Origin of the sequence: Pseudomonas sp. NPDC087690 (assembly GCF_044743175.1) — a bacterium.
Classification (GTDB): domain Bacteria; phylum Pseudomonadota; class Gammaproteobacteria; order Pseudomonadales; family Pseudomonadaceae; genus Aquipseudomonas.
Map to the genome: position 1 here is coordinate 240,313 of NZ_JBIUVX010000002.1, position 24,586 is coordinate 264,898.

The 24,586-nt window shown below is 59.4% G+C and carries 21 protein-coding genes; 9 read left to right on the forward strand and 12 right to left on the reverse strand.

The window, feature by feature from the left end; translation table 11 throughout:
• The first annotated feature begins 181 nt into the window (after positions 1–181).
• The 5 genes from ACIPIZ_RS05200 (at position 182) to ACIPIZ_RS05220 (ending at position 5,691) form a co-directional block, all read left to right on the forward strand.
• Entirely contained in the window at positions 182–1,774 is a 1,593-nt protein-coding gene (locus ACIPIZ_RS05200) for an amino acid adenylation domain-containing protein (RefSeq protein ID WP_105704866.1), read from the forward strand.
• The gene (locus ACIPIZ_RS05205) at positions 1,771–3,105 is read left to right on the forward strand and encodes a hypothetical protein (RefSeq protein WP_401164403.1); all 1,335 of its coding nucleotides are present in this window, start codon (positions 1,771–1,773) and stop codon (positions 3,103–3,105) included. The genes ACIPIZ_RS05200 and ACIPIZ_RS05205 overlap by 4 nt, the downstream gene beginning before the upstream one ends.
• Before the next feature lie 52 nt (positions 3,106–3,157).
• Positions 3,158–3,922, forward strand: a complete 765-nt coding sequence (locus tag ACIPIZ_RS05210; RefSeq protein ID WP_105704868.1) for an enoyl-CoA hydratase-related protein — start codon at positions 3,158–3,160, stop codon at positions 3,920–3,922.
• Between the two features lie 120 nt (positions 3,923–4,042).
• Complete coding sequence (locus ACIPIZ_RS05215) at positions 4,043–5,149, forward strand: catalase family peroxidase (protein ID WP_105704869.1); 1,107 nt, start codon at positions 4,043–4,045, stop codon at positions 5,147–5,149.
• Positions 5,146–5,691: a cytochrome b gene (locus ACIPIZ_RS05220; protein WP_064389261.1), complete on the forward strand. Its 546-nt coding sequence runs from the start codon at positions 5,146–5,148 to the stop codon at positions 5,689–5,691. The genes ACIPIZ_RS05215 and ACIPIZ_RS05220 overlap by 4 nt, the downstream gene beginning before the upstream one ends.
• On the opposite strand, the gene ACIPIZ_RS05225 is transcribed toward ACIPIZ_RS05220, so the two are convergent.
• Complete coding sequence (locus tag ACIPIZ_RS05225) at positions 5,688–6,887, reverse strand: MFS transporter (RefSeq protein ID WP_105704870.1); 1,200 nt, start codon at positions 6,885–6,887, stop codon at positions 5,688–5,690. The two genes, ACIPIZ_RS05220 and ACIPIZ_RS05225, sit on opposite strands and share 4 nt — an antisense overlap.
• 150 nt (positions 6,888–7,037) lie before the next feature.
• Positions 7,038–8,189, reverse strand: a complete 1,152-nt coding sequence (locus tag ACIPIZ_RS05230) for a M14-type cytosolic carboxypeptidase (RefSeq protein ID WP_064389263.1) — start codon at positions 8,187–8,189, stop codon at positions 7,038–7,040.
• 98 nt (positions 8,190–8,287) lie between these two features.
• Between ACIPIZ_RS05230 and ACIPIZ_RS05235 the strand changes: the two genes are divergently transcribed.
• Positions 8,288–8,506, forward strand: a complete 219-nt coding sequence (locus tag ACIPIZ_RS05235; protein WP_162531852.1) for a hypothetical protein — start codon at positions 8,288–8,290, stop codon at positions 8,504–8,506.
• Positions 8,507–8,667: 161 nt separating this feature from the next.
• On the opposite strand, the gene ACIPIZ_RS05240 is transcribed toward ACIPIZ_RS05235, so the two are convergent.
• Entirely contained in the window at positions 8,668–9,006 is a 339-nt protein-coding gene (locus tag ACIPIZ_RS05240; RefSeq protein WP_105704871.1) for a DUF6124 family protein, read from the reverse strand.
• A gap of 130 nt (positions 9,007–9,136) precedes the next feature.
• Between ACIPIZ_RS05240 and ACIPIZ_RS05245 the strand changes: the two genes are divergently transcribed.
• Positions 9,137–9,796: a LexA family transcriptional regulator gene (locus ACIPIZ_RS05245; RefSeq protein ID WP_105704872.1), complete on the forward strand. Its 660-nt coding sequence runs from the start codon at positions 9,137–9,139 to the stop codon at positions 9,794–9,796.
• A gap of 39 nt (positions 9,797–9,835) precedes the next feature.
• Here the strand turns inward: ACIPIZ_RS05245 and ACIPIZ_RS05250 are convergent, their stop codons facing one another.
• The 4 genes from ACIPIZ_RS05250 to ACIPIZ_RS05265 all read right to left on the reverse strand — a co-directional run bounded on the left by ACIPIZ_RS05250 (position 9,836) and on the right by ACIPIZ_RS05265 (position 15,501).
• Positions 9,836–11,785, reverse strand: coding sequence for an acetyl/propionyl/methylcrotonyl-CoA carboxylase subunit alpha (locus ACIPIZ_RS05250; protein ID WP_105704873.1), 1,950 nt, complete (start codon positions 11,783–11,785; stop codon positions 9,836–9,838).
• Positions 11,785–12,600: a gamma-carboxygeranoyl-CoA hydratase gene (locus tag ACIPIZ_RS05255; RefSeq protein ID WP_401164408.1), complete on the reverse strand. Its 816-nt coding sequence runs from the start codon at positions 12,598–12,600 to the stop codon at positions 11,785–11,787. The genes ACIPIZ_RS05250 and ACIPIZ_RS05255 overlap by 1 nt, the downstream gene beginning before the upstream one ends.
• Positions 12,601–12,717: 117 nt before the next feature.
• Entirely contained in the window at positions 12,718–14,325 is a 1,608-nt protein-coding gene (locus ACIPIZ_RS05260; protein ID WP_401164410.1) for a carboxyl transferase domain-containing protein, read from the reverse strand.
• Positions 14,326–14,337: 12 nt separating this feature from the next.
• Positions 14,338–15,501 carry an isovaleryl-CoA dehydrogenase gene (locus ACIPIZ_RS05265; RefSeq protein ID WP_401164412.1) on the reverse strand — a complete coding sequence of 388 codons (1,164 nt, stop codon included), beginning with the start codon at positions 15,499–15,501 and terminating at the stop codon, positions 14,338–14,340.
• Between the two features lie 293 nt (positions 15,502–15,794).
• Here ACIPIZ_RS05265 and ACIPIZ_RS05270 point away from each other — a divergent pair, with 293 nt between their 5' ends.
• On the forward strand, positions 15,795–17,492 hold the full coding sequence (locus tag ACIPIZ_RS05270) for an AMP-binding protein (RefSeq protein ID WP_401164413.1): 1,698 nt from the start codon (positions 15,795–15,797) through the stop codon (positions 17,490–17,492).
• A gap of 671 nt (positions 17,493–18,163) precedes the next feature.
• On the opposite strand, the gene ACIPIZ_RS05275 is transcribed toward ACIPIZ_RS05270, so the two are convergent.
• From ACIPIZ_RS05275 to ACIPIZ_RS05285, 3 genes are all read right to left on the reverse strand, one after another.
• On the reverse strand, positions 18,164–19,063 hold the full coding sequence (locus ACIPIZ_RS05275) for a hydroxymethylglutaryl-CoA lyase (protein WP_122854285.1): 900 nt from the start codon (positions 19,061–19,063) through the stop codon (positions 18,164–18,166).
• A gap of 145 nt (positions 19,064–19,208) precedes the next feature.
• Positions 19,209–19,607 carry a MerR family DNA-binding transcriptional regulator gene (locus ACIPIZ_RS05280; RefSeq protein WP_042559912.1) on the reverse strand — a complete coding sequence of 133 codons (399 nt, stop codon included), beginning with the start codon at positions 19,605–19,607 and terminating at the stop codon, positions 19,209–19,211.
• A gap of 177 nt (positions 19,608–19,784) precedes the next feature.
• Positions 19,785–20,714 carry a LysR family transcriptional regulator gene (locus tag ACIPIZ_RS05285; protein WP_016986544.1) on the reverse strand — a complete coding sequence of 310 codons (930 nt, stop codon included), beginning with the start codon at positions 20,712–20,714 and terminating at the stop codon, positions 19,785–19,787.
• A gap of 185 nt (positions 20,715–20,899) precedes the next feature.
• On the opposite strand from ACIPIZ_RS05285, the gene ACIPIZ_RS05290 reads away from it, so the two are divergent.
• A complete protein-coding gene (locus tag ACIPIZ_RS05290) occupies positions 20,900–22,129 on the forward strand; it encodes an acyl-CoA dehydrogenase (RefSeq protein WP_064389271.1) in 1,230 nt (409 codons plus the stop codon).
• A gap of 119 nt (positions 22,130–22,248) precedes the next feature.
• Here the strand turns inward: ACIPIZ_RS05290 and ACIPIZ_RS05295 are convergent, their stop codons facing one another.
• Positions 22,249–23,583 (reverse strand): substrate-binding domain-containing protein, encoded by a 1,335-nt coding sequence (locus ACIPIZ_RS05295; RefSeq protein WP_105704879.1) that lies wholly within the window; start codon positions 23,581–23,583, stop codon positions 22,249–22,251.
• Positions 23,584–23,771: 188 nt separating this feature from the next.
• Positions 23,772–24,584: an exodeoxyribonuclease III gene (gene xthA / locus ACIPIZ_RS05300; RefSeq protein WP_064389273.1), complete on the reverse strand. Its 813-nt coding sequence runs from the start codon at positions 24,582–24,584 to the stop codon at positions 23,772–23,774.
• Positions 24,585–24,586: the final 2 nt, after the last annotated feature.

The window sequence follows — 24,586 nt, forward strand, 5'->3', positions numbered from 1 at the left end:
CCGCAGCAGTGAAAGTTTTTGTACCTCGCTTTGTAGGATAGTTCGCCGCGCTTTGTAGTCACTGTAATGGCGGCTGATTTCCCTTCTCAACCCTTTTGACTGACACGTCTGGCAGGCGGTGTAACCCCAAGCCACTGCGCCAGGCGTGACTGAACCATTGTCGGGATAGAAGGGAAGTCCAATGCAAACATTCGCGAGGAATAACCGTTGTGCATCAAGCACGTTGACGGCTTCGGTTGAATCAAAGTCATGGCCGCGTTTTGGATGCGGTCCGCTGCGCCAGCCTCAAGCGACTTTGATCCACCGCGCCATCGAAGCGCAGGCGATAGCCCGGCCTCAGGCTATCGCAGCGGAGTATCAGGGCCGCTCCATCACTTACCGCGAATTGAATCGCCAAGCCAATCGTCTCGCCGCAACCCTGCTGGAGCAAGGTGTGGTGGCGGACGATCATGTCGCGCTGTTTGTCGAACGCTCGATCCCGATGCTGGTGGGCATGCTGGCGGTGCTGAAAATCGGTGCCGCCTATATTCCGCAGCATGTGGGCGTTACCCCGGCGGCGCAGATGCGGCATATCCTTACGGTGGCCAACGTGCGCGTGGTACTGACGCTGGCGAAACTGGCATCGGCGCTGCCGCTGACGGCGGCACAACAGTGCATCCACCTTGACGCGTTCATCAGCGTCGACAGTGTCGCTGCAGATGACCGGAACATCGGCAGCGCAGCGTCATCGCCTGATTCGTTGTGTTTTGTGCTGTTCACGTCCGGCACCACTGGCCAACCCAATGGTGTTCGCGTGACGCAACGCAACGTCTGCAACATTCTCCTGACCGCGCCCGGCAACCTCGGCATTCGTCCCGGGTTGAGGGTCGGACAGATCCTCAATATCGCCTTTGATATGTCGGCCTGGGAAGTGTTGGGGTGTCTGGCCCATGGGGCGACACTGTTGATCCGGGGCAAGGACATTGCCCAGACTGCCGAGCGCTGCGACGTGTTGATTGCGACGCCATCGATTCTCGCCACCCTTGATCCGGCGCGCTGCACTCAACTGAAAGTGGTCGCGCTGGCGGGTGAGCCATGTCCGCAACCGTTGGCGGATCGCTGGTCGGCGTTTTGCACGTTCTATAACGCCTGCGGGCCGACCGAAACCACCATCGTCAATACCATGCAGCACTATCGGGGCGTCGGACCATTGACGATTGGCAAACCGACTCCCAACAACACGGTTTATGTATTGGATGAGGCGGGCCAGCTCTGCGCGCCGGGTGAGCCGGGCGAAATGTGGGCCGGCGGCAATTGCGTCACGGCCGGGTACTTGGGCAATCCCGAGTTGACCGCCGAGCGTTATCAACCCGATCCGTTTCTCGGACAGGGGCGCATGATGTTTCGCACCCGTGATCTTGCACGCTGGACAGTCGACGGTGAGCTTGAACACTTGGGCCGCATCGATGATCAGGTCAAGGTCAGAGGCTTTCGGGTCGAGCTCGACTCGGTCTCTGCAGCGTTGGAGTCAGCGCCCAATTGTGAGCGTGCGGTGACGCTCAAGCTCGACAGTCGCCATCTGGTGGCATTCGTCTATCCACCCACCACGGATATCGATGTCGCGCGCAGCCTGTGCGCAGAGCGGCTTGCCTATTACTGCGTGCCGTCCCTGATTCTTGCCGTCGAGGCCATTCCGTTGACGTCGCGTGGCAAGGTCGACAAGCGTTTGTTGCTTGAGTGGGCAGTGGCGCATCAGGCGCAAGATGCTCGCACCGAACAGGCGGTGACGGCATGAGCGGGCTGGCTTCGAACCTGCAGATGCCGCCCAAGCGAGCACTTTGGCGGCGCCTGGGAGCGCTGCCGATATGCTCGCATTACAACCGTCTGGTGGTGTTGGTATTCACCGCCAACCTTGCCGCGCTGATGTACGGTTTGAACGTCGGTGAGTGGTGGACAAGCGCGGGCGTGAACTTGCCGACCCTGTCGGGGCTGGTGGTGGCGAACCTGTCGATGGCGATCCTGATTCGCCAGCAATACCTGATCAATCTGCTGTTCTGGCTGGCCACCCGGGCGCCCACCACCTGGCCGCTGGCGATTCGCCGGACGTTGGCCAAGGTCTACCATTTCGGCGGGCTGCACAGCGGTGGCGCGATGGCGGCGATTGCCTGGTTTGCGACATTGCTCGGATCAATGATCTGGCAGCGTTTTGCCGGGCCGGGAGGGGTTTCGCTGGCGCTGATCGGAGTGAGCTGCGGATTGTTCGGTTTGCTGCTGCTGGTTGCGATCATGGCGTTGCCGGGCATACGCGGGCGCTTTCACAACGCTTTCGAACGGACTCATCGTTTCGCCGGTTGGGCGGCGCTGTTGATGTTCTGGGCAATGACGCTGATGTTTGCCCAAGAGCAGAATCCTGCCTTGGCGCTGACAGACGTTCTGCTGCAATCGGTGTCGTTCTGGATGCTGCTGTTGCTGACGTTGAGCATCGCCTCGCCATGGCTGCGTTTGCGCAAAGTCCCGATCAGTGTGGTCAGGCCCTCCGCGCATGCGGTGGTCGCGCGTTTTTCCCATCACACACCGTTTGCCGGCTCCGCCACAGCGATCAGTCGTAATCCGCTGTGGGAATGGCACTCCTTTGCCAATATTCCTGCACCCGCAGAGAACGGTTTCCGACTGATCATTTCAAGAGCGGGAGACTGGACGGGAGCATTCATCGAGCAGGCGCCGACCCACGTCTGGGTCAAGGGCATCAGCACGGCGGGCGTGGCGCGCATTGAAACGCTGTTCAAATCGGTGGTCTACGTCGCCACCGGCAGCGGAATCGGTCCGGTGTTGCCGCACCTGTTGGCCAAACAAGTGCCGATTCGCCTGATCTGGTCGACCCGCAGTCCGCGAACCACCTATGGCGATGCGCTAGTGGATGAAATTCTCGCGGCGCAACCGGACGCGCTGATCTGGGACACCGCGGTGTCGGGCAAACCCGATCTGGTCAAGTTGGCGTATGACGCCGTGCAGTCGTTCGGCGCAGAGGCAGTCATCTGCATTTCCAACCAGAGGCTGACGCAGCAGGTGGTTGAGGAAATGGAAGCTCGCGGTATTCCGGCCTACGGCGCCATCTGGGATTCCTGACACCACTGCGACGTTTTTCCCACAGATTTTTTATTCAAGGAGCGAGACCAACATGAACATTTTGATCGAACGACTGGGGCGCGTGGCGCTGATCCGGCTTAACCGTCCACAGGCGCGCAATGCGCTGAATACGCAAATGATGACGGAGTTACTGGAGACCCTGCGTGGGCTGGATAACGACCCGGGTGTAGGCTGTTTCCTGATCACCGGTACACACGAATACTTTGCTGCGGGAGCCGATATCAAAGAGATGTACGCCATGTCCTGCCTGGAGATGATCGAGCAAGATTACTTCGCCGGATGGGACGAGTTTGCCGCGTTCAGGACACCGAAAGTGGCTGCAGTGGCGGGGTTTGCCTATGGCGGCGGTTGCGAGTTGGCGATGATGTGCGACGTGATTATCGCTGCCGAATCGGCGCGATTCGCCTTGCCGGAAATCACCCTCGGGGTGATGCCCGGGATGGGCGGCACCCAGCGCCTGACCCGATTGATCGGGCGCGCCAAGGCCATGGACATGATTTTGACCGGGCGCTCGATCTGCGCTCGGGAAGCCGAACAGGCCGGATTGGTTTCACGGGTGACCGCCACCGACGATTTGCTTGCGCAGGCGTTGGCGGTAGCGCAGCGTATCGGCGGATTTCCCCGCACGGCGACCCGCGCAGCCCGCGAGGCGGTGGATCGTGCGCTGGAGCCGGGGTTGCGCGAAGGCCTCCTGTTCGAACGTCGGGTGTTTCATGGCTTGTTCGCAACGCCCGGGCAAAAGGAGGGAATGCAGGCTTTTTTGCAAAAGCGTGAGCCGCGATTTCAGCCGATTTAATCTGCTCGACGCAGCGCCATACGCATCGTCCTGAAAGAAACTACAGTTCAAAGGGAATAATCCTACGAGGCGTGCGTCTCATAGCACCTTTCCCTACGGCCGATGGTCCTGGAGTCTTTCATGGTTGATCGCAGCTCACCGCCCACTTCACCGCCAGGCGGGCCACAGCGCCCGCCTTTGAGCGCCGCGAGCCTGATCTTGCGTCTGAGCGGCATTGCCGTGGTCGTCGCTGCCGTCGCCGGGGCGTTTGCCTACGTGCACGGTAACTTCGACCCACAACGTCTGACGCCGAAAGCGCTGGTCGATGTGCTGGAGAAAAACAACGGCGTACATCCCGGATTTCGTCGTAACCATGCCAAAGGTGTGTGCGTGATCGGCCATTTCGAGAGCAGTGGCGAGGCGCGGGTGTTTTCTTCCGCGCAAGTATTCAACGATCCGCGCACCCCGGTGGTCGGGCGTTTCGCGCTGCCGGCGGGCAACCCTTATGCGCCTGACAGTAGTGTGCCGATTCGCAGTCTGGCGTTGCGTTTCACTCAGGCCAACGGTCAGCAATGGCGCACCGGGATGAACAGCATGCCGGTGTTTCCGGTAGGCACGCCCGAGGCGTTCTACCAGTTGCAGCAGGCGCAGTCACCCGACCCGGCCACCGGCAAACCTGATCCATCGAAAGTCCCGGCGTTTTTCGCTTCACATCCCGAAGCTGTGCCGTTTCTGACCTGGGTGAAGACCGCCAAGCCGTCGGCCAGTTATGCCACTGAAACCTACAACAGCATCAACGCGTTTTATCTGGTGGACGCCAGCGGCAAAAAGCAGGCAGTGCGTTGGAGCATGACGCCCATGGCTGCAGATGCTGCGGGTGCCACCGCACCTGAAGGCGGCGATTTTCTCGAAAAGGATCTGGTGCAAAAGCTCGCCGCCGCACCGCTGCGCTTTCAGTTGAATATCACCCTGGCCAATCCCGACGACCCGGTCAACGATGCCAGTAAAACCTGGCCGGCCGGGCGCAAAGTGCTGAATGCCGGCACGCTGGTACTGGAGAAAACCCAGCCGCAACTCAGTGGTGAGTGCCGCGACATCAACTACGACCCATTGGTACTGCCCTCGGGGATTGAAGGTACTGACGATCCATTGCTTGCCGCGCGCTCTGCCGGTTACGCCGATTCCTACCTGCGTCGCACCAGCGAAGTCAGCCAGTTGCCCGCCGCCAAACAGGAGGCTCGTCCATGAGAACCCAACCGACTCATTTCGCCCTGTTGGCGCGCCTGCTGCATTGGCTGATGGCGGTGATGATTATCGCCATGCTGTTTATTGGCGCGGGTATGGTCACCTCGGTGTCGTCGCGGCATGAATGGTTGATTCATCTGCACAAACCGTTGGGCATTGCGATTCTGGCGCTGGTGATCGTGCGCCTGCTGGTGCGTTTGACCACCCGCCAGCCACCGCTGCCGGCGGATTTGCCGGGCTGGCAGGTGATGGCGGCCAAGGCTTCGCATCTGTTGTTGTATGCGTTGATGCTGGTGTTGCCGCTGCTTGGCTGGGCGATGATCAGTGCTTCGGGCGAGCCGGTCATGCTCAGCACCTCTGTGCAGCTACCGTCGATTGTGCCAGCGGATGCGCAACTGTTTGCGTTACTGCGCAAGGCCCATGGGTATTTGGCGTATCTGCTATTTCTGACGGTGTTGCTGCATCTGGCGGCGGCGTTGTTCCATGGCTGGGTGCGCCGTGACGAGGTGCTCGACAGCATGTTGCGCGGCCGCGATCGCCGTTAACCCGACTGGCTGGCGCATCGCGCAGGTGCGCCACTTTTCAGGGTCAGCCACCAATACCCCAATGCGACGGCGTTGATGCCTGCACCCAGCAGGCACACGCCAGCCCAGCCCGCCCAGGCGTACATGGCGGTTGAGGCAATCGAACCGCCAGCGCTACCAATCGAATAAAACAGCATGTAACCGGCGGTGAGGCGACTTTGCGCTTCGGGGCGCACGCTGTAGATCATGCTCTGACTGGTGACATGTACGGCTTGCAAGCCCAGATCCAGAGTGATCACGCCGAGCAGTAAGGCCCACAGCGAGGACCCGGTCAGAGCGATGGGCAGCCAGGACGCGAGCATCAGCAGCAGCGAAAGCCCGCTGACCCATTGACCGAGACCGCGATCGGCCAAGTGCCCGGCACGCGCGGCGGCCAGCGCACCGGCGGCACCCGCGAGGCCGAACAGACCGATTTCGCTGTGCGAAAGCGACAACGGCGGGGCGGACAGCGGCAACACCATTGGCGTCCACAGCACCATGGCGCTGGCGAATGTCAGCAGCGCGAGTATCGCGCGTTGGCGCAGCACCGCCTCCTGCCTGAACAGGCTGAATACCGAGGCAATCAACGCCACATATGTGGTGTCGGGCTGCGGCGGTTCATCCTTGGGCAATACACCGAACAGCAACAATGTCATCAGCAACGTCAGCCCGGCCGAGAGCAAATAGATCGCCTGCCAGCCGGCCAGATCAGCCATTGCACCGGCGGCCGTGCGCGCCAGCAAGATGCCGACGACGATCCCGCTGGTCACCACGCCGACTACGCGGCCCCGTTGCGCCGGGTCAGCCAGCGTTGCAGCGTAAGCCACCAGCACTTGCGTCACGACGGCGAGCAAGCCGGTCAGTGTCATGCCCAGTAACAGCCAGGCGCTGTTCGGCGCCCACGCGATCATCAGCAAAGCGACTACCGAGAGCAGGTTTTGCGTAACGATCAGCCACCGCCGGTTGAGCAGATCACCCAGTGGCACCAGCAGTACCAATCCAATGCCGTAACCCGTCTGCGTCAGGGTAATGACGATGCCGATGCTGGCCGGCGACATTGCAAAAGCTTCGGCCATGGCATCCAGCAGAGGCTGTGCGTAATAGACATTACCCACTGCCAGGCCACAAGCCACGGCGAAAAGCAGCACAACGCTGCTGTTTAACGATTTAAGTTGCATGCCCGACGTCCTGTATAGGTTTCAAAATAAAACCAGAGTTACGGTACGGGCTGAGGTTTTGATTTGCAACCGGATTGCGCGAGTCTTTGAATTGCACAAAGCAAAAGATCGCAGACTGGCTGCGATCTTTTGGTGTAGCGGGAGGAGGGATCAGCGCAGGGTATCGACCATGTCGGCGATGGTGGTCAGCACGTCCTTGCCCAGTTGTTTTGAACGTTTGCCAGACCAGCCGGTTTGTTTATCGGGATGGTCGTCGTGATCTTTGAATGGCATTTCCAGAGTCAGCGACAGACAGTCGTACTTTTGACCGACGCTGTTGCAGGCCAGAGTCATGTTGGCCTGGCCCGGTTCGTCGCGGGTGTAGCCGTGTTGGGTCTGGAAGTCTTTGGTGGTGTGTTTCAGGTGGCTGCGGAAATGCTCTTCGAGTTTCTCCAGACGTGGCGTGTAGCCTGGATTGCCTTCGCAACCGGCGGTGAATACGTGGGGGATTTCTTCGTCGCCGTGTATGTCGAGGAACAGATCGACGCCGTATTTTTCCATTTGCTGTTGTACGAAAAATACTTCGGGGCTGACCTCTTGACTGGCGTTCTGCCAGGCGCGGTTCAAATCCTGGCCCATCGCATTGGTGCGCAGGTGACCGTGGAAAGCGCCGTCGGGGTTCATGTTCGGCACCAGATACAGATCGGCACTGGCCAGGAGTTTGTCGAGCAACGGGTCGTCATGTTTTTCCAGACGTTCGATTACGCCTTCCATGAACCATTCGGCCATGTGCTCGCCCGGATGCTGTTGGGCGATGATCCATACTTTGCGCTGGCCCTCGGCACCGGTGCCTTTGCGCAGCAATTGTATATCGCGGCCCTCGATACTTTTACCGGTGGCCAGCAGTTCGGTGCCAGCCTTGCTCAGCGCCTGCTCGATCAGCCAGTCGTGACGGCCACGGCTGTAGGGTTCGAAATAGGCAAACCAGGCGTGGGTCTGGCTTGCTTCGAGACCAAAACGCAGGCAGTCACCTTCGAAAATCGTCGGTACGCGGAACCAGTTGACGTGATCGTAGGAGGCCACGGCTTGATAGCCGGTCCAGGCTTTGTTGTAGGAAGACTGACTGGCGTTGTTGAGGCGAAACCAGTGTTCCTGGCCTACATGCAGACCGCTGGCTTTGAAGTGAAACCATTGGAAATGGGCGCTGCGGGTGTCGGGGCGAATGGCCAGAACCGGGTTGAGCGGGTTGCTGATATCGATGACTTGAATATTGCCGCTGTCGAAATTGGCGCTGATGTCGAACGAAGATTTGGCCACGGTCATAGTCGGTTCCTGAATATGATTTTTATGGCCGTTACTTTACACGCAGGAAGGGCTGAAACCGAGGGGAATTGCGGGGTGTGCTGGGGGGGGCGTCCTCCATGACGCGAATGCAGCTTAGTGAGTGTGCGATTGATTCTCAAGTGCTATTTGTCATTAGTTTGCCCCAATGTGGCCGGGCTCGGCTTGCCAATCGATATTCTTTTGATATTATCCGCGCCATCGAATTCGCAGCACCTAAAGACTTCATTAGCCTGAAGCCACAAGCCCAAAAAAAGGGCAAAAAAAGACCCGGCAAAAAGCCGGGTCAAAAACCGTGATTAGCCTGATGAGGAGATAGTCCAGAAGACCGACCTAAGGTCTCTGGTCCATCGACTGATCTCGCGACCAGCTGCTTGCAATAATAATCATTATCATTTGCAAGTCAAATGTTTTTATCTGTGCGATGGGAGAATTCTTTCTCGTCCGTCCTGATCCGTCCTCAGATTTCATCGCCGTCGATCGAATGGTCGACCATCGCCCGCGCCATATCCACCATATGCACCACCGAAAAAGCCAGATCGCGACTTGCGCCCTGCAGGTTTTCTGCGGCCTTGCACGCGGTGGCGGCTGCACAGCGCAATAAATCCGACGCGTGCACCAAGGCTTCTTCGCCGCTGACATGACGATTGACGTCGAAGAAACGCTCATCGACCTCAGGTTCTGAAACAGCTGGTTTCAAGTAATAGTCCAGCGCTCGCTGCGCCGCGGCATTGCCTTGGGGCGAGGTGAACGTGGTGTCCATTTGCAGGTCGGGCAAGTCTTTGCTGCTGATATCCATGATGAGAGGTCACTCCTTGTCACATTGAAAATCCGTGTTCGCAGCATAGTACGATACGTAGTTGTGACCAGAATTTAAATACTACAATATGTGTTTTGTCGGCCGAAGGCGGCCGAGTAAGGTGCCGCACATGGATAAATGGATTGAGCTGGTCAAGGCCAAGATGAGTGAGCTCAAAATCACTCAAACAGAGCTCGGAGAGCGCGTCGGCATGTCCCAGGGCGGGATCGGCCATTGGCTGAACAAACGTCGCGAACCCGGCATAACGGAAATGAACCGCGTATTGCATGCGCTGGGCATGGACTTCCTTGAAGTGGTGCTGGTGATTCGCGAGCCGCCACTGACGCCGGACGACGAGATGCCGCTGGCGCAGAAGTACAACCCGTACTTCCGCTACCCGGTCAGCGATTGGCACACGCCGTGCGAGGTACGCGAGAGCGGGCAGTCAGCCTACACTCCGGCAGCGGATAAACAGCGTTTTCAACTGACGGATTACCACTCCCGAGGCGCAGCGTTCTGGCTGACGGTCACGGGTAACTCGATGACCGCGCCGAGTGGCCAAAGCATTGCCGAAGGCATGCTGATTCTGGTCGATCCGGAGGTGGAGGCGGTGCCCGGCAAGCTGGTGATCGCCCAGTGGCAGGGCAGCGAGGAAGCGATATTCCGCAAGCTAGACGAAGAGGGCGGCCAGCGTTATCTGGTGCCGCTCAATCCAACCTGGCCGAAAGCCCTGTTCACCGATGAGTGTCGAATCATCGGTGTTGTGGTTCAGGCAACGGCGCGTTACTAGTCAGATCGATCCGCGCCCGGCGTAGGATCGATCCTCACTTCACACAGCTTCCAATTCAACCAAAGCGCTGCCTTCGCCGACCATTTCGCCTTCCTGGCAATACAGCGCTTTGATCACTCCAGCGTGGGGCGCACGGATGCTGTGTTCCATCTTCATCGCTTCCAGCACCACCAGTTGCGCACCGGCCTCGACCGATTGGCCAGCCTCGACCAGCACCCGGACGATGCTGCCGTTCATCGGTGCAGTCAGGCCGCCTTGATGACTGTGACTGGCTTCGACGGCACTGATCGGGTCGTGCATGGTAATCCGGCGCAACTCGCCTTCCCATTGCAGGTACAACGCATCGCCTTGGCGGATAGCGCGCAACGTGCGACGTACCCCGTCGTGTTCAACGATGAGTTGCTCGTCGATCAGTTTGCCGTGGCCCGCGGCACTCAGCGTCAGCGCTCGATCCTGCCCCTCACAACTCAAATGCAGCGTAACTTCCGGAGGCAGACCCGCGCGCAACCCGCTGTTCAGCGACCACGGCGAAGCAGGGTCATCCAGGCGCGCAAGTTGAGGCAGACTCTGTGCCACCGCTTGAGCCGCGGCTTCCCAGAACGCTTCGCTCAACGTGCCCGCTACCGGCAGCAACTGTTCCTGATAACGCGGAATAAACCCGGTATCCAGCTCCGCCGCGGCGAAAGCCGGGTGCGCGATGATCCGCCGCAAGAAGTTGATGTTGGTCTTCAAACCACCAATCGCGAATTCATCCAGCATGCTCAGCAAACGCAGGCGTGCCTGCTCACGATCCTCACCCCAGGCAATCAGCTTGCCGAGCATCGGGTCATAGAACGGTGAAATCTCATCGCCTTCTTCAACCCCGCTATCGACTCGACGCCCGGGTCCCGCAGCGGACTCGCGATACAAGTCCAGACGTCCGGTGGCCGGCAGGAAGTCATTCGATGGATCTTCGGCATACAAGCGCACTTCAATCGCATGGCCATTGAGCGGCACTTGCGTCTGAGTGATCGGCAGCGCTTCACCACGGGCCACGCGGATTTGCCAGGCCACCAGATCCAGACCAGTGATCGCCTCGGTCACAGGGTGCTCAACCTGTAGCCGCGTGTTCATCTCCATAAAGAAAAACTCGCCGCGCGCATCCAGCAAAAACTCCACTGTACCGGCGCCGACATAACCGATCGCCTGCGCCGAACGCACGGCGGCTTCGCCCATCGCGCGACGCAGCTCCCCGGACAAACCCGGTGCCGGAGCTTCTTCGACGACTTTCTGATGGCGTCGCTGAATCGAGCAATCACGCTCATTGAGGTACAGGCAGTTGCCATGCTGATCGGCGAATACCTGGATTTCCACGTGACGTGGTTTGAGCAGATACTTCTCCACCAGCATTCGTGAGTCGCCGAACGACGACAGCGCTTCCCGTTGCGCAGAGGCGAGGGCTTCGGCCAGTTGGCTGACCTCCTCGACCACTTTCATGCCTTTGCCACCGCCGCCGGCAGTTGCCTTGAGCAACACTGGATACCCGATGCGTTCGCAAGCAGCGCGGAAGGTATCCAGATCCTGCGCTTCGCCGTGATAACCCGGTACCAGCGGCACGCCGGCGGTTTCCATCAAAGCTTTGGCGGCGGACTTGCTGCCCATGGCATCGATGGCCGAAGCGGGTGGACCAAGGAAGATCAGCCCCGCCGCTTCGATGGCGCGAGCAAATCCGGCGTTCTCCGACAGAAAACCATAACCTGGATGAATCGCCTGCGCGCCGCTGGCCTTGGCCGCGGCGATCAATTTGTCGATTTGCAGATAACTCTCGGCGGCTTTGCTGCCGCCCAGGTCAACACGGATATCCGCTTCACGGCTGTGCCGCGCTTCGCGGTCAGTGGCACTGTGTACGGCGACGGTCGTCAGGCCCAGCGCTTTGGCGGTGCGCATCACGCGGCAAGCGATTTCGCCACGGTTGGCCACCAGCAGGGTGGTGAGAACAGGTGCGCTCATCAACGCGGCTCCTTGGTGGTGGTTGCGGCTTGCCAGTTCGGCGAACGTTTTTGCAGAAAGGCGCGCAAGCCTTCCTGGCCCTCAGGGCTGACGCGAATGCGGGCGATGGCATTTTCGGTGTAGCGACGCAGCGCCGGGGTCAGTGCGCCGTTGCCGACTTCACGCAACAAGTCTTTGCTGGCGCGCATGGCGGCAGGGCTGTTGAGCAGCAAATTGTTGATCCATTGTTCGACTTGCTCATCCAGTTCGGCAGCCGGATAGCTGTCGGACAACAACCCAATTTCCCGCGCCCGCTGACCGCCAAAACGTTCAGCGGTCAGCGTATAACGCCGCGCTGCACGCTCGCCAATGGCTTGCACCACGAACGGGCTGATCACCGCGGGCGCCAGACCGATACGCACTTCCGATAGGCAGAACTGCGCATCATCGGCGCCAATCGCCATGTCGCAGCAACTGATCAGCCCGAGCGCGCCACCAAACGCCGCGCCTTGCACCACGGCCAGGGTCGGGATTTTCAGCTTGGCGAGGTTGTACATCAGCTCGGCCAGCTCGCGGGCGTCGTCGAGATTGGTGTGGTAATCGAGTTCGGCTGATTGCTGCATCCACGCCAGATCAGCGCCGGCGCTGAAATGCTTGCCACGGCCGCGCACCAGCAGGAAACGCAGGCTGGCGTCACTGGCAACCTTGTCGAGGGCGAGGATCAGTTCACGGATCATCTCGGCGTTGAAGGCGTTGTTCTTTTCCGCACGGTTGAGCCACAGCGTCGCGAAACCGCGTGGATCGCTTTGCAGTTCGAGGGTGTTGAAATCGCTCATATTCATCCGTCTCCACGGTTCCTGTGGGAGCGAGCCTGCTCGCGAAAGCGATGTATCAGTCGACGTATCCGCTATCTGACAAACCGTATTCGCGAGCAGGCTCGCTCCCACAAAAAATCACATCCGGAACACGCCGAAGCGGCTCGGTTCGATTGGCGCGTTCAACGACGCGGACAAGGCCAGGGCCAGCACATCGCGGGTCTGCGCCGGGTCGATGACGCCGTCGTCCCACAGCCGTGCGCTGGAATAGTAGGGGTGACCCTGCTCTTCGTATTGGTCGAGGATCGGCTGCTTGATCTCGGTTTCCTGCGCGGCACTAAAGGTCTGGCCGCTACGCTCAGCCTGTTCGCGCTTGACCTGCACCAACACACCAGCGGCCTGCTCGGCGCCCATCACGCCGATCCGCGCGTTCGGCCACATCCACAGGAATCGTGGATCGTAAGCGCGACCGCACATGCCGTAGTTACCCGCGCCAAAGCTGCCGCCGATGATCACGGTGAATTTCGGCACCTTGGCGCAAGCCACCGCCGTTACGAGTTTCGCGCCGTGCTTGGCGATGCCTCCGGCTTCGTATTTCTGCCCGACCATGAAGCCGGTAATGTTCTGCAGAAACAGCAGCGGAATGCCGCGTTGGCAAGCCAGCTCGATGAAGTGCGCGCCTTTCTGCGCGGCTTCGGCGAAGAGGATGCCGTTGTTCGCCAGAATCGCGATCGGGTAACCGTGAAGATGCGCAAAGCCACAGACCAGCGTAGTGCCGAACAGCGCTTTGAATTCATCGAACACCGAACCGTCGACCAGCCGCGCAATCACTTCGCGCACGTCGAACGGCTGCTTGGCATCGGCGGAAACCACGCCGTACAACTCGTCGCTGCTGTACAGCGGCGCAATCGGCGCGCGCTGCTGCACTTCGCCGAGCTTGCGCCAGTTGAGGTTGGCAACGCTGCGGCGGGCGAGGGCGAGGGCGTGTTCGTCGCTCTCGGCGTAATGGTCGGCGACCCCGGAAATCTTGCAGTGCACATCGGCACCGCCCAACTCTTCGGCGCTGACCACTTCACCGGTCGCGGCTTTCACCAGTGGCGGGCCGGCGAGGAAAATCGTTGCCTGATTGCGCACCATGATCGCTTCATCCGCCATGGCTGGCACATAAGCGCCACCAGCGGTGCAGGAGCCCATGACCACAGCGATCTGCGGAATACCCATTGCGCTCATGTTGGCCTGATTGAAGAAGATCCGCCCGAAGTGCTCGCGATCCGGAAACACTTCGTCCTGACGCGGCAGGTTGGCGCCACCGGAGTCCACCAGATAAATGCACGGCAGACGATTCTGCTGCGCGATGGTTTGTGCGCGCAGGTGTTTCTTCACGGTCAGCGGATAGTACGAGCCGCCCTTAACCGTCGCGTCGTTGGCGACGATCATGCATTCGACGCCTTCGACCCGGCCGATCCCGGCAATCACGCCAGCGGCGGGTACGTCTTCACCGTAAACGGCGTGAGCGGCCAGTTGGCTGATTTCCAGAAACGGTGAGCCTGGATCGAGCAAGCGGTTGATGCGTTCGCGCGGCAGCAGTTTGCCGCGCGAGGTATGGCGTTCCTGGGCTTTAGCGCCGCCACCCTGCGCCACTTGGGCGAGCAGAGTGTGCAGGGCGTCGACCTGTTTGAGCATCGCCGCGCTGTTGGCGACGAATTCCGCTGAACGAGGATTGAGCTGAGTGTGCAGGGTAGCCATGGTCAGCTCCGTTTAGCGGGTTTCGTTGAACAGTTCGCGACCGATCAGCATGCGACGGATCTCACTGGTGCCGGCACCGATTTCGTACAGCTTGGCGTCACGCAGCAGACGGCCCGCCGGGAATTCGTTGATGTAACCGTTACCGCCGAGAATCTGGATCGCGTCGAGGGCCATTTGCGTGGCGCGTTCGGCGGTGTAGAGGATTACCCCGGCGGCATCTTTACGGGTGGTTTCGCCACGCTCGCAAGCCTGGGCAACCGCATAGAGATAGGCGCGGCTGGCGTTGAGTTGGGTGTACATGTCGGCGACTTTGCCCTGGATCAGCTGGAATTCACCGATGCTCTGGCCGAACTGTTTGCGATCGTGGATGTACGGCACGATCAGGTCCATGCACGACTGCATGATCCCGGTCGGGCCACCAGAAAGAACCACTCGCTCGTAATCGAGGCCGCTCATCAGTACTTTGACGCCGCCGTTGAGCACGCCGAGGATGTTTTCTTCCGGCACTTCGACGTCATCGAAAAACAGCTCGCAGGTGTTGGAACCGCGCATGCCGAGCTTGTCGAACTTGTTGCTGCGGCTGAAGCCTTTCCAGTCGCGCTCGACGATGAAGGCGGTGATGCCGTGCGGGCCTTTTTCCAGATCGGTCTTGGCGTAGATCACGTAAGTGTTGGCGTCAGGGCCGTTGGTGATCCAGGTTTTGCTGCCGTTGAGGACGAAACGGTCGCCGCGCTTGTCGGCGCGCAGCTTCATCGACACCACGTCGGAACCGGCATTGGGTTCGCTCATCGCCAATGCGCCGACGTGCTCGCCGCTGATCAGCTTGGGCAGGTATTTGGTTTTTTGTTCGTGGTTGCCGTTGCGGTTGATCTGGTTGACGCAGAGGTTGGAGTGCGCGCCGTAGGACAAAGCCACCGAGGCCGAGCCACGGCTGATTTCTTCCATCGCCACCACGTGCGCCAGGTAACCCAGACCCGCGCCGCCGTACTCTTCCGACACGGTGATGCCGAGCAGGCCCATGTCACCGAATTTGCGCCACATGTCGGCGGGGAACAGGTTGTCGCTGTCGATCTGCGCAGCGCGCGGAGCGATCTCCTTGGCAACAAAGGACTGAACCTGATCGCGCAGCATGTCGATGGTTTCACCGAGGGCGAAGTTCAGGGATGGGTAGGTCATGGGTCACCTTTTGGCTTTTTTGTAGGGTGGGGAGAGCGGTCACTAGCTCTCACCTTTACGTTAACGTAAGCCTGTGACGGATGGCTGTCAATCGCCCTTTACGTTAACGTCAACTTGAGCGAGAGTAGGGGCAGTTCAAGATTGAAAGCTGATTAGTTTTTGTAGGAGTGAGCCTGCTCGCGATCGCGTTGTGTCAGTCGACGTAAATGTTGACTGATGGATCGAGGTCGCGAGCAGGCTCACTCCTGCAAGTGACCGTCGGCAACCCATAAATAAAGACAATAGGGGTCGTCATGGATCAACCCAGTGCAAACCCGCAGCGCAGCTATACCCGTGGCTCTCAGGACAAAGCCTTGCTGGCGATGACCATCGGGCAGAAGTTCGATCAGACCGTTGCGCGATACCCCAACGGTGAAGCGCTCGTCGTGCGCCATCAGCAACTGCGCTATTCCTGGCGACAACTGGCCGACGCGGTGGACCTGCATGCCAAAGCGCTGCTCGCCCTGGGTTTGCAGGCCGGCGATCGCCTTGGTATCTGGGCTCCAAACTGTGCACAGTGGTGCATCACCCAATTCGCCACAGCGAAAATCGGCGTGATCCTGGTCAACGTCAACCCGGCCTACCGCAGCTCAGAACTGGAATACGTGCTGAAACAATCCGGCTGCCAATGGCTGGTCTGCGCCGGGGCGTTCATATCCTCCAACTACCACGGGATGTTGCAGGGCCTGGTGCCGGAACTGACCGAACAATCCATCGGCCAACTGCGCAGCGAGCGTCTACCGGACTTGCGCGGGGTGATCAGCCTCGACGCACAACCCCCTTCAGGCTTTCTGCCGTGGTCGCAACTCGCGGATATGGCCGCGAGCATCTCCTCACAACAACTCAGCGAACGCAGCGACAGCCTGCACTTCGATCAACCGGTAAACATCCAGTACACCTCCGGCACCACCGGCTTCCCCAAGGGCGCGACCCTCAGCCACTACAACATCCTCAACAACGGTTACATGGTTGGCGAAAGCATTGGCCTGACCCCACGCGATCGTCTGGTGATCCCGGTGCCGCTGTACCACTGCTTCGGCATGGTCATGGGCAACCTGGGTTGCATCACCCACGGCAGCACGATGATTTACCCCAACGACGCGTTCGACCCGTTGTTGACCCTGCAAACCGTCGCCGAAGAAAAAGCCACCGGCCTCTACGGCGTGCCGACCATGTTCATCGCCATGCTCGACCAGCCGCAACGCGCCGAATTCGATCTGTCGAGCCTGCGCACCGGAATCATGGCCGGCGCCACGTGCCCGATCGAAGTCATGCGTCGAGTCATCAGCGAAATGCACATGAGCGAAGTGCAGATCGCCTACGGCATGACTGAAACCAGCCCGGTGTCGCTGCAAACCGGGCCGAACGATGAGCTGGAGTTACGCGTGACCACTGTCGGCCGCACCCAGCCGCAACTGGAAAGCAAGATCATCGACGAGGCCGGCAACCTCGTGCCGCGCGGCACCATCGGCGAACTGTGCACCCGTGGTTACAGCGTGATGCTCGGTTACTGGAACAATCCGCAAGCCACGGCCGAAGCCATCGATGAGGCAGGCTGGATGCATACCGGCGACTTGGCGAGCATGAACGAGGAGGGTTACGTCAATATCGCCGGGCGTAACAAGGACATGATCATTCGCGGCGGCGAAAACATTTACCCGCGTGAGCTGGAAGAGTTTTTCTTCACCCATCCGGCGGTGGCGGACGTGCAGGTGATCGGCATTCCATGCTCGCGTTACGGTGAGGAGATTGTTGCCTGGATCAAATTCCATCCCGGCCACAACGCTTCCGAACTGGAACTGCAAACCTGGTGCAAGGAGCGCATCGCGCACTTCAAGACGCCACGGCACTTCAAGTTCGTTGAAGAGTTTCCGATGACGGTGACGGGCAAGATTCAGAAATTCAGGATGCGCGAGATCAGTATCGAAGAGCTACGCGAAAAGCAGGCCTGACACGAACCCCCTGTAGGAGTGAGCCTGCTCGCGATAGCGGTTTACCAGTCAATATTTTCATCGACTGACACGACGCTATCGCGAGCAGGCTCACTCCTACAAGGGATACGCAGTGAAAACACAAATTGCAGAAAGCACAAAGGGGAGCCGAGGCTCCCCTTTAATTTTGTCGTTGCGTGCTCTTTTTTTATTATTGAGGGTCGGTCTGTTGTTGTTTTTGGCAACCGTGGCCCTTTACCGCTGTTTTTGGCGACCCCCATCCGGGGTCAAGAGCAAACGTATTTTTTTGAGCGCTGATCTGCTTTCTCGTTAAACGATCCAACCGATTCGGGGGCTACCTGACGGTAGTTTTATTGTTCTCTGCCCGGTTGCGGGTCACTCCTGAGAGCACCCTGAAAAGCACACCTTCTCCAAAAAAATCTGTTAGCTGCGTCTCTGCCGTGTTGTTTTTGTTATGTCAGAGTCGTTACGTCTTATTTTTATTGGTTTGCTGCTTTTTATTCTTGTTATGCCATAGAGATAGCAGAAGCCGTGCCAACTTTTAAAAAAACCTTATAAAACAAAGGCTTGAGAATTTCAGCGAATTTTCACTCCAGCGAAACCAGACAATTTGTTTCCGTGTTACTCGCTTGAACCCCACATTCCCGACACAGCGGTAACACCTTCCCCCCTCACTGTGCGCTTCGAGCCTTGGCCACGCGCGAACCGCTCGGGCGGCCGAGCACTGCGCTGATCTGCTGACCCGCGGCAATCAAGGCGTCCAGGTCGATTCCGGTTTCGATACCGAGGCCATTGAGCAGGTACACAACGTCTTCGGTGGCAACGTTACCGCTCGCGCCTTTGGCGTACGGACAGCCGCCGAGGCCCGCGATAGAGCTGTCGAACACCGAAATGCCTTCGAGCAGGCTGGCGTAGATGTTGGCCATGGCCTGGCCGTAAGTGTCGTGGAAATGCCCGGCGAGTTTCTCCCGTGGAACTTGCGCTGATACCACTTCAAACAAGCGGCGAGTCGCGCCAGCCGTGCCGGTGCCGATGGTGTCGCCCAGCGATACTTCGTAGCAGCCCATCGCGTATAGCTCTCGCGCGACCATCGCCACTTGCTCCGGCGCCACCGTGCCTTCGTACGGGCAACCGAGCACACAGGACACGTAACCGCGCACGGTAACGCCGTGTTGTTTCGCCGCGTCCATGATCGGCGCAAAGCGCGCCAGGCTTTCGCTGATCGAGCAGTTGATGTTGCGCTGCGAGAACGCTTCGGACGCAGCGGCGAACACCGCGACTTCCTTGACCCCGGCGGCGATGGCGTCTTCGAACCCGCGCAGGTTCGGTGCCAGTGCGCCGTAGGTCACGCCGGGTTTGCGCTGGATCTGCGCGAACACCTCGGCGGAACCGGCCATCTGCGGCACCCATTTGGGCGAAACGAAACTGCCGACCTCGATATAGCCAAGGCCGGCGGCGCTGAGGGCATCGACCAGTTGCACCTTGTCGGCAACGCTGATCGGCTGGGCTTCGTTCTGCAGGCCATCGCGCGGGCCGACTTCGATCAGACGTACTTGGGAGGGGAGGGACATGGCGGTGGACCTGCTCTTTTGAATTCGTGGAGAACCCTTGTAGGAGTGAGCCTGCTCGCGATAGCGGTGTGTCAGATAATATTTGTTCGACTGATACACCGCTATCGCGAGCAGGCTCACTCCTACAGGGGATTTGTGTTGTTTGTCAGATCGCCTGCTGGCTTTTGAGGGTTTGCTCCAGCGCCTGCACGCAGCGCTCTTCAGCCGTATCGAGTTCCAGCTTCATCTGTTCGATATCGAGCAACTGCTGCTCAAGCTGTTCGCGGCGTTCGCTGATTTTCGCCAGCATGCTGTTGAGTTGTTTGGTGTTACCGCTGGACGGATCGTAGAGCTCGATCAGTTCGCGGCATTCGGCCAGGGAGAAACCGATGCGTTTGCCGCGCAGGATCAGCTTCAGGCTGACCTTGTCGCGCGGCGAATAGATGCGTTCCTGGCCGCGGCGCTCAGGGCTGAGCAGGCCTTGCTCTTCATAAAAGCGGATCGCCCGGGTGGTGATGTCCAGCTCGCGGGCGAGGTCGGAAATGCTGTAGGTCTGACTGCTCATGGAAGCGCTCGGAAAAAGGACTTGGCGCTAAGCTAATGGCAGGTTGACGTTTACGTCAAGCAGGATGATCTGTGGTGTTCATGCTGGCCTCATCGCGAGCAGGCTCGCTCCTACAGGGAACGCATTCCACATGCAGGAGTGAGCCTGCTCGCGATAGCAGCGCCGCGGTTCAAAGCCCTACACCTTATCGAGCTTCTTCTCCTGCGCCGTCACCTGCTGGCACAACTCGATCATCTGCTCGCGCATCCAGCGATTCGCCGGGTCCTGGTCAGTGCTTTCATGCCAATACAGGTGCGTCTCCACCGGCGGCACATCATTGACTGGCAGATTGAACGCCTGCAGTTCATGCCGACGGGCAAAGCGCTCCGGCACGGTCATGACCATGTCGGTCTGCTGCATCACCTGCGACGCCATCAAGTAATGCTGCGAACGCAGGGCAATCTTGCGCTGAATGCCCATTTTACCCAGCGCCAGATCGACATAGCCCAGACCACTGCGGCGGCTTGAAATATGGATATGCGTCAGCGACAGATAATCATCCAGCGACAGTTTTTCCTTGCCCGCCATCGGATGACCCTTGCGCATTGCGCAGACGTAACGGTCTTCCATCAGCTTGACGTGACGCACCTGCGGGTCGGTGTTGAGCGGCGCATCCACGGCGAAATCCAGACGCCCGGCGGCCAGCTCTTTGGTGGTCTCGCGGCGCTTGGACAGAAAACTTTCAATGATGACGGTCGGCGCCAGGCGGCGCAGGCGCTGAAACAGCGGCGGCAGAATCACCGCTTCGGTGAGGTCAGTCATGCTGATGCGGTAAGTCTTGACCGCTTGCGCCGGGTTGAATATGCGACTTTCCTGAACCGACACGCGCAGCAACGACAGAGCGTTGCGCACCGGGCCGATGATGTTCTGCGCCATCGGCGTCGGCACCATGCCCTGCGCGGTGCGCACGAACAGCGGATCGTTAAAGGTCTCGCGCAACCGTGCCAATGCGTTGGATACCGCTGGCTGAGTGATGCCGACAATCTGCCCGGCGCGGGTCAGGTTGGCTTCGGTATAGATCGCGTCGAAGACGATGAAAAGGTTGAGGTCGACCTTACTCAGATTCATAACGCGGCTTCTCTTGTTATTTAGGGCGGTGTTTTAGGGGCTGGCAATCAGCCGATCATATATCGGTGATGAATGTTTATACACGCCGAGAATAGGCTAGGTAAATTATCAACGCTGTTCTAGCATCGATTGCATGACTGAAACAACCTCTGCCAAAGAACTGCCTTAACCATCGGGAGCTGCTCATGGATTTCGCTTATTCGCCCAAGGTGCAAGAACTGCGTGAGCGCGTGACAGCGTTCATGGACACATACGTTTACCCGGCCGAAGCCGTGTTCGAGCGCCAGGTCTCCGAAGGCGATCGCTGGCAGCCGACGGCGATCATGGAAGAGCTCAAAGCCCGTGCCAAAGCCGAAGGCCTGTGGAATCTGTTCCTGCCGGAATCGGAACTCGGTGCCGGTCTGAGCAACCTCGAATACGCGCCACTGGCGGAAATCATGGGCCGCTCCTTGCTCGGGCCTGAGCCGTTCAACTGCTCGGCACCGGACACCGGCAACATGGAAGTGCTGGTGCGCTACGCCAACGAAGAACAGAAACAGCGCTGGCTCGAACCGCTGCTGCGCGGCGAAATCCGCTCGGCATTCGCCATGACCGAACCGGACGTCGCCTCGTCCGACGCCACCAACATGGCCGCCCGCGCCGTGCGTGATGGCGACGAGTGGGTGATCAACGGTAAAAAATGGTGGACCTCCGGCGCCTGCGACCCGCGCTGCAAGATCCTCATCTTCATGGGCCTGAGCAATCCCGATGCACCGCGTCATGCGCAGCACTCGATGATCCTTGTGCCAGTCGACACCCCCGGCGTGAAGATTGTCCGTCCGTTGCCGGTGTTCGGTTACGACGATGCACCACACGGCCACGCCGAAGTGCTGTTCGACAACGTGCGCGTGCCGTACGAAAACGTCCTGCTCGGTGAAGGACGCGGTTTCGAAATCGCCCAGGGTCGTCTTGGCCCAGGCCGAATTCACCACTGCATGCGTTCGATCGGCATGGCCGAACGTGCCCTGGAATTGATGTGCAAGCGCTCGGTGAGCCGCACTGCTTTTGGCAAACCGCTGGCGCGTCTGGGCGGTAACGTCGACAAGATCGCCGACTCGCGGATGGAAATCGACATGGCGCGCCTGCTGACATTGAAAGCGGCGTACATGATGGACACCGTCGGTAACAAAGTGGCGAAAAGCGAAATCGCGCAGATCAAGGTTGTGGCGCCGAACGTCGCGCTGCGCGTGATCGACCGGGCGATCCAGATGCATGGCGGGGCAGGGGTGTCGAACGATTTCCCGCTGGCTTATATGTATGCGATGCAACGGACATTGCGTCTGGCCGATGGCCCGGACGAAGTACACCGCGCGGCGATCGGCAAGTTCGAGATCGGCAAGTATGTGCCGAAGGAAATGCTGCGTAGCGAGCGCTGATCCACCTGATCGTTCCCACGCTCTGCGTGGGAATGCATCCCGTGACGCTCTGCGTCACATTGGACGCGGAGCGTCCATGGCGGCGTTACCACGCGGAGCGTGGGAACGATCTGGTGATATCAATACACCCAAACCTCAACCCGGCGATTCTTGATCCGCCCCTCATCCGCATTGTTCGCCGCCACCGGCATCAACGCGCCAAACCCGCGAACCTCGCGCAACACCACGCCGTTCTTCACCAACTCCCGCCGCACCGCCATCGCCCGCAGCTTCGACAGCAGATCCGCCCGCGCGGGGTCATCCTTGGCATCACCAAACCCGACCAGTGTCACCGCACGCTCGCTCTTGTCATGCCTCTTTATATAGTCGATCACCCGCGACAGATCCTGACGCGCCTTGTTGTCGAGGTTCGCGCTGCCTTCTTCAAAACGGAAATTCACTGTCAGACGCTGGGCGTGACGGCTGAGGGATTGATAACCCTCGGGCATCAGCGCATTCGGCGCGACGCTCATGGCGTGCACGGTCTGGCTGATAAAACCGTTGGCGGCGACGATCGCCTGACCCTGACGACTTTGCGCAAACGTCACCAAGGCCTGTGTCCAGGGATTTTTGCTGTTGGGTGGCAGATAGAAGAACAAGCGCCGCGACAGTGGATAGTCTTCTGTGGCGATCAGGCTGTTCTGCGGCAACATTGATTGCGACGCGCCATCGGCGATGGCCACGGCTTTGGCCTGACGCACGTAAGGCAAACCGATGAAACCGATGCCCTGCGGATCCGTGCTGACGGCGTCGGACAATTGCTCGCTGGACTCAAACCTTTTCGCGTTGCTGCTCAGACTTTTCCCGCGACGACTGAGGACCAGTTCTTTAAACGTGTCGTAGGTGCCGGATTGATCATCGCGCGCATATAAATGAATCGAACCGCCGCGCCCACCGAGGTCTTCCCAGCTTTTCACTTCGCCGGCAAAGATCCGCGCCAGTTGCTCAGTGTCCAGTTGCTGCAGCGGATTATCGGGATGCAGGATGATCGCCAGGCCATCGATGGCGATGACTTGTTCGGCGGCAGGGCTTTTCAGATCGCCGAGCGATTGCAAAGTCTGCAACTCGCTGTCTTTGATCTCGCGGGAAGACGCAGCCAGATCGGCGCTGGCGTTTTTCAATGCGGCGAAACCGGTGCTGGAGCCATGGGCGGCGACTTCGATGACCACGCGTTTACCTTGCGCAGTCTGGCCGACAATGCGCTGTTCGTTGGCGTTGTCCGGGGTTTCGCGGTGGATTTTCAGCAGGCCTTGTTCCTGCAGCAAACCTTCAACCAGCGCCGGGCCGAGTTCGGCGCCGATGGTGTTGGAGCCTTGAATGCGCAACGCCGGGCCGTCGTCCGGCACCGGCAAAACGGCGGCAGACACCGTCAGCCATGCGCTCAGCAGAAAAACGAACAGAACACGCAGGGTCATGCCGGCACCGAATCAAGCCAAGGGGATTGCCGGGGAGATTAAGTCAGGCGCGTGACCGAAAGATGACAACTAACCAATGTAGGAGTGAGCCTGCTCGCGATAGCGGTGTACCGGTCAACATTTATGTCGACTGATCCACCGCTATCGCGAGCAGGCTCACTCCTACAGGGATTGCGTAAGGCTTGGGATCAGCTTAGTTCAAGCCAGATCGGCGCATGATCGGACGGTTTTTCCATCCCGCGCAGTTCGTAGTCCACGCCCGCTGCCTTCACCCGTGGCAACAAACCATGGGACGCCAGAATCACATCAATGCGCAGGCCACGCTTCGGCTCATCTTCAAAGCCTCGGCTGCGGTAGTCGAACCAGCTGAACATGTCGGTCACGTCCGGATTCAGGTGACGATAACTGTCGGTCAAACCCCAGTTCTTCAGGCGCGCCATCCACTCGCGTTCTTCCGGCAGGAAGCTGCATTTGCCGGTTTTCAGCCAGCGCTTCATGTTGTCCGGGCCGATGCCGATGTCGCAGTCTTCCGGGGAAATGTTCACATCGCCCATCACCACCAGCGGCTGTTCGTTGTGGAACTGGCTTTCCAGCAGCGCTTGCAGATCGCTGTAGAAACGCTGCTTGGCCGGGAATTTGGTCGGATGGTCGCGGCTTTCACCCTGGGGGAAATAGCCGTTCATGATGGTCACCGGCACGCCATTGGCGTCGGCGAAGGTGCCCCAGATAAAGCGGCGCTGGGCGTCTTCTTCGTCGGTGGCGAAACCTTTATGGATGGCGATCGGCTCCTTGCGCGAGAGCATCGCCACGCCGTAATGGCCTTTCTGGCCATGGAAATAAACGTGGTAGCCGAGGGCGCGGACTTCTTCGAGCGGGAACTGGTCGTCGTGGACCTTGGTTTCCTGCAGGCCGATCACGTCCGGCTGATGTTTTTCGATCAGCGCTGCCAGCTGATGCGGACGGGCGCGCAGTCCGTTGATGTTGAAGGAAACGATCTTCATGG

Coding starts and splice junctions, on each gene's coding strand:
- ACIPIZ_RS05200 (WP_105704866.1), top strand. CDS start 182: ATGCAAACATTCGCGAGGAATAACCGTTGTGCATCAAGCACGTTGACG.
- ACIPIZ_RS05205 (WP_401164403.1), top strand. CDS start 1,771: ATGAGCGGGCTGGCTTCGAACCTGCAGATGCCGCCCAAGCGAGCACTT.
- ACIPIZ_RS05210 (WP_105704868.1), top strand. CDS start 3,158: ATGAACATTTTGATCGAACGACTGGGGCGCGTGGCGCTGATCCGGCTT.
- ACIPIZ_RS05215 (WP_105704869.1), top strand. CDS start 4,043: ATGGTTGATCGCAGCTCACCGCCCACTTCACCGCCAGGCGGGCCACAG.
- ACIPIZ_RS05220 (WP_064389261.1), top strand. CDS start 5,146: ATGAGAACCCAACCGACTCATTTCGCCCTGTTGGCGCGCCTGCTGCAT.
- ACIPIZ_RS05225 (WP_105704870.1), bottom strand. CDS start 6,887: ATGCAACTTAAATCGTTAAACAGCAGCGTTGTGCTGCTTTTCGCCGTG.
- ACIPIZ_RS05230 (WP_064389263.1), bottom strand. CDS start 8,189: ATGACCGTGGCCAAATCTTCGTTCGACATCAGCGCCAATTTCGACAGC.
- ACIPIZ_RS05235 (WP_162531852.1), top strand. CDS start 8,288: ATGACGCGAATGCAGCTTAGTGAGTGTGCGATTGATTCTCAAGTGCTA.
- ACIPIZ_RS05240 (WP_105704871.1), bottom strand. CDS start 9,006: ATGGATATCAGCAGCAAAGACTTGCCCGACCTGCAAATGGACACCACG.
- ACIPIZ_RS05245 (WP_105704872.1), top strand. CDS start 9,137: ATGGATAAATGGATTGAGCTGGTCAAGGCCAAGATGAGTGAGCTCAAA.
- ACIPIZ_RS05250 (WP_105704873.1), bottom strand. CDS start 11,785: ATGAGCGCACCTGTTCTCACCACCCTGCTGGTGGCCAACCGTGGCGAA.
- ACIPIZ_RS05255 (WP_401164408.1), bottom strand. CDS start 12,600: ATGAGCGATTTCAACACCCTCGAACTGCAAAGCGATCCACGCGGTTTC.
- ACIPIZ_RS05260 (WP_401164410.1), bottom strand. CDS start 14,325: ATGGCTACCCTGCACACTCAGCTCAATCCTCGTTCAGCGGAATTCGTC.
- ACIPIZ_RS05265 (WP_401164412.1), bottom strand. CDS start 15,501: ATGACCTACCCATCCCTGAACTTCGCCCTCGGTGAAACCATCGACATG.
- ACIPIZ_RS05270 (WP_401164413.1), top strand. CDS start 15,795: ATGGATCAACCCAGTGCAAACCCGCAGCGCAGCTATACCCGTGGCTCT.
- ACIPIZ_RS05275 (WP_122854285.1), bottom strand. CDS start 19,063: ATGTCCCTCCCCTCCCAAGTACGTCTGATCGAAGTCGGCCCGCGCGAT.
- ACIPIZ_RS05280 (WP_042559912.1), bottom strand. CDS start 19,607: ATGAGCAGTCAGACCTACAGCATTTCCGACCTCGCCCGCGAGCTGGAC.
- ACIPIZ_RS05285 (WP_016986544.1), bottom strand. CDS start 20,714: ATGAATCTGAGTAAGGTCGACCTCAACCTTTTCATCGTCTTCGACGCG.
- ACIPIZ_RS05290 (WP_064389271.1), top strand. CDS start 20,900: ATGGATTTCGCTTATTCGCCCAAGGTGCAAGAACTGCGTGAGCGCGTG.
- ACIPIZ_RS05295 (WP_105704879.1), bottom strand. CDS start 23,583: ATGACCCTGCGTGTTCTGTTCGTTTTTCTGCTGAGCGCATGGCTGACG.
- xthA (WP_064389273.1), bottom strand. CDS start 24,584: ATGAAGATCGTTTCCTTCAACATCAACGGACTGCGCGCCCGTCCGCAT.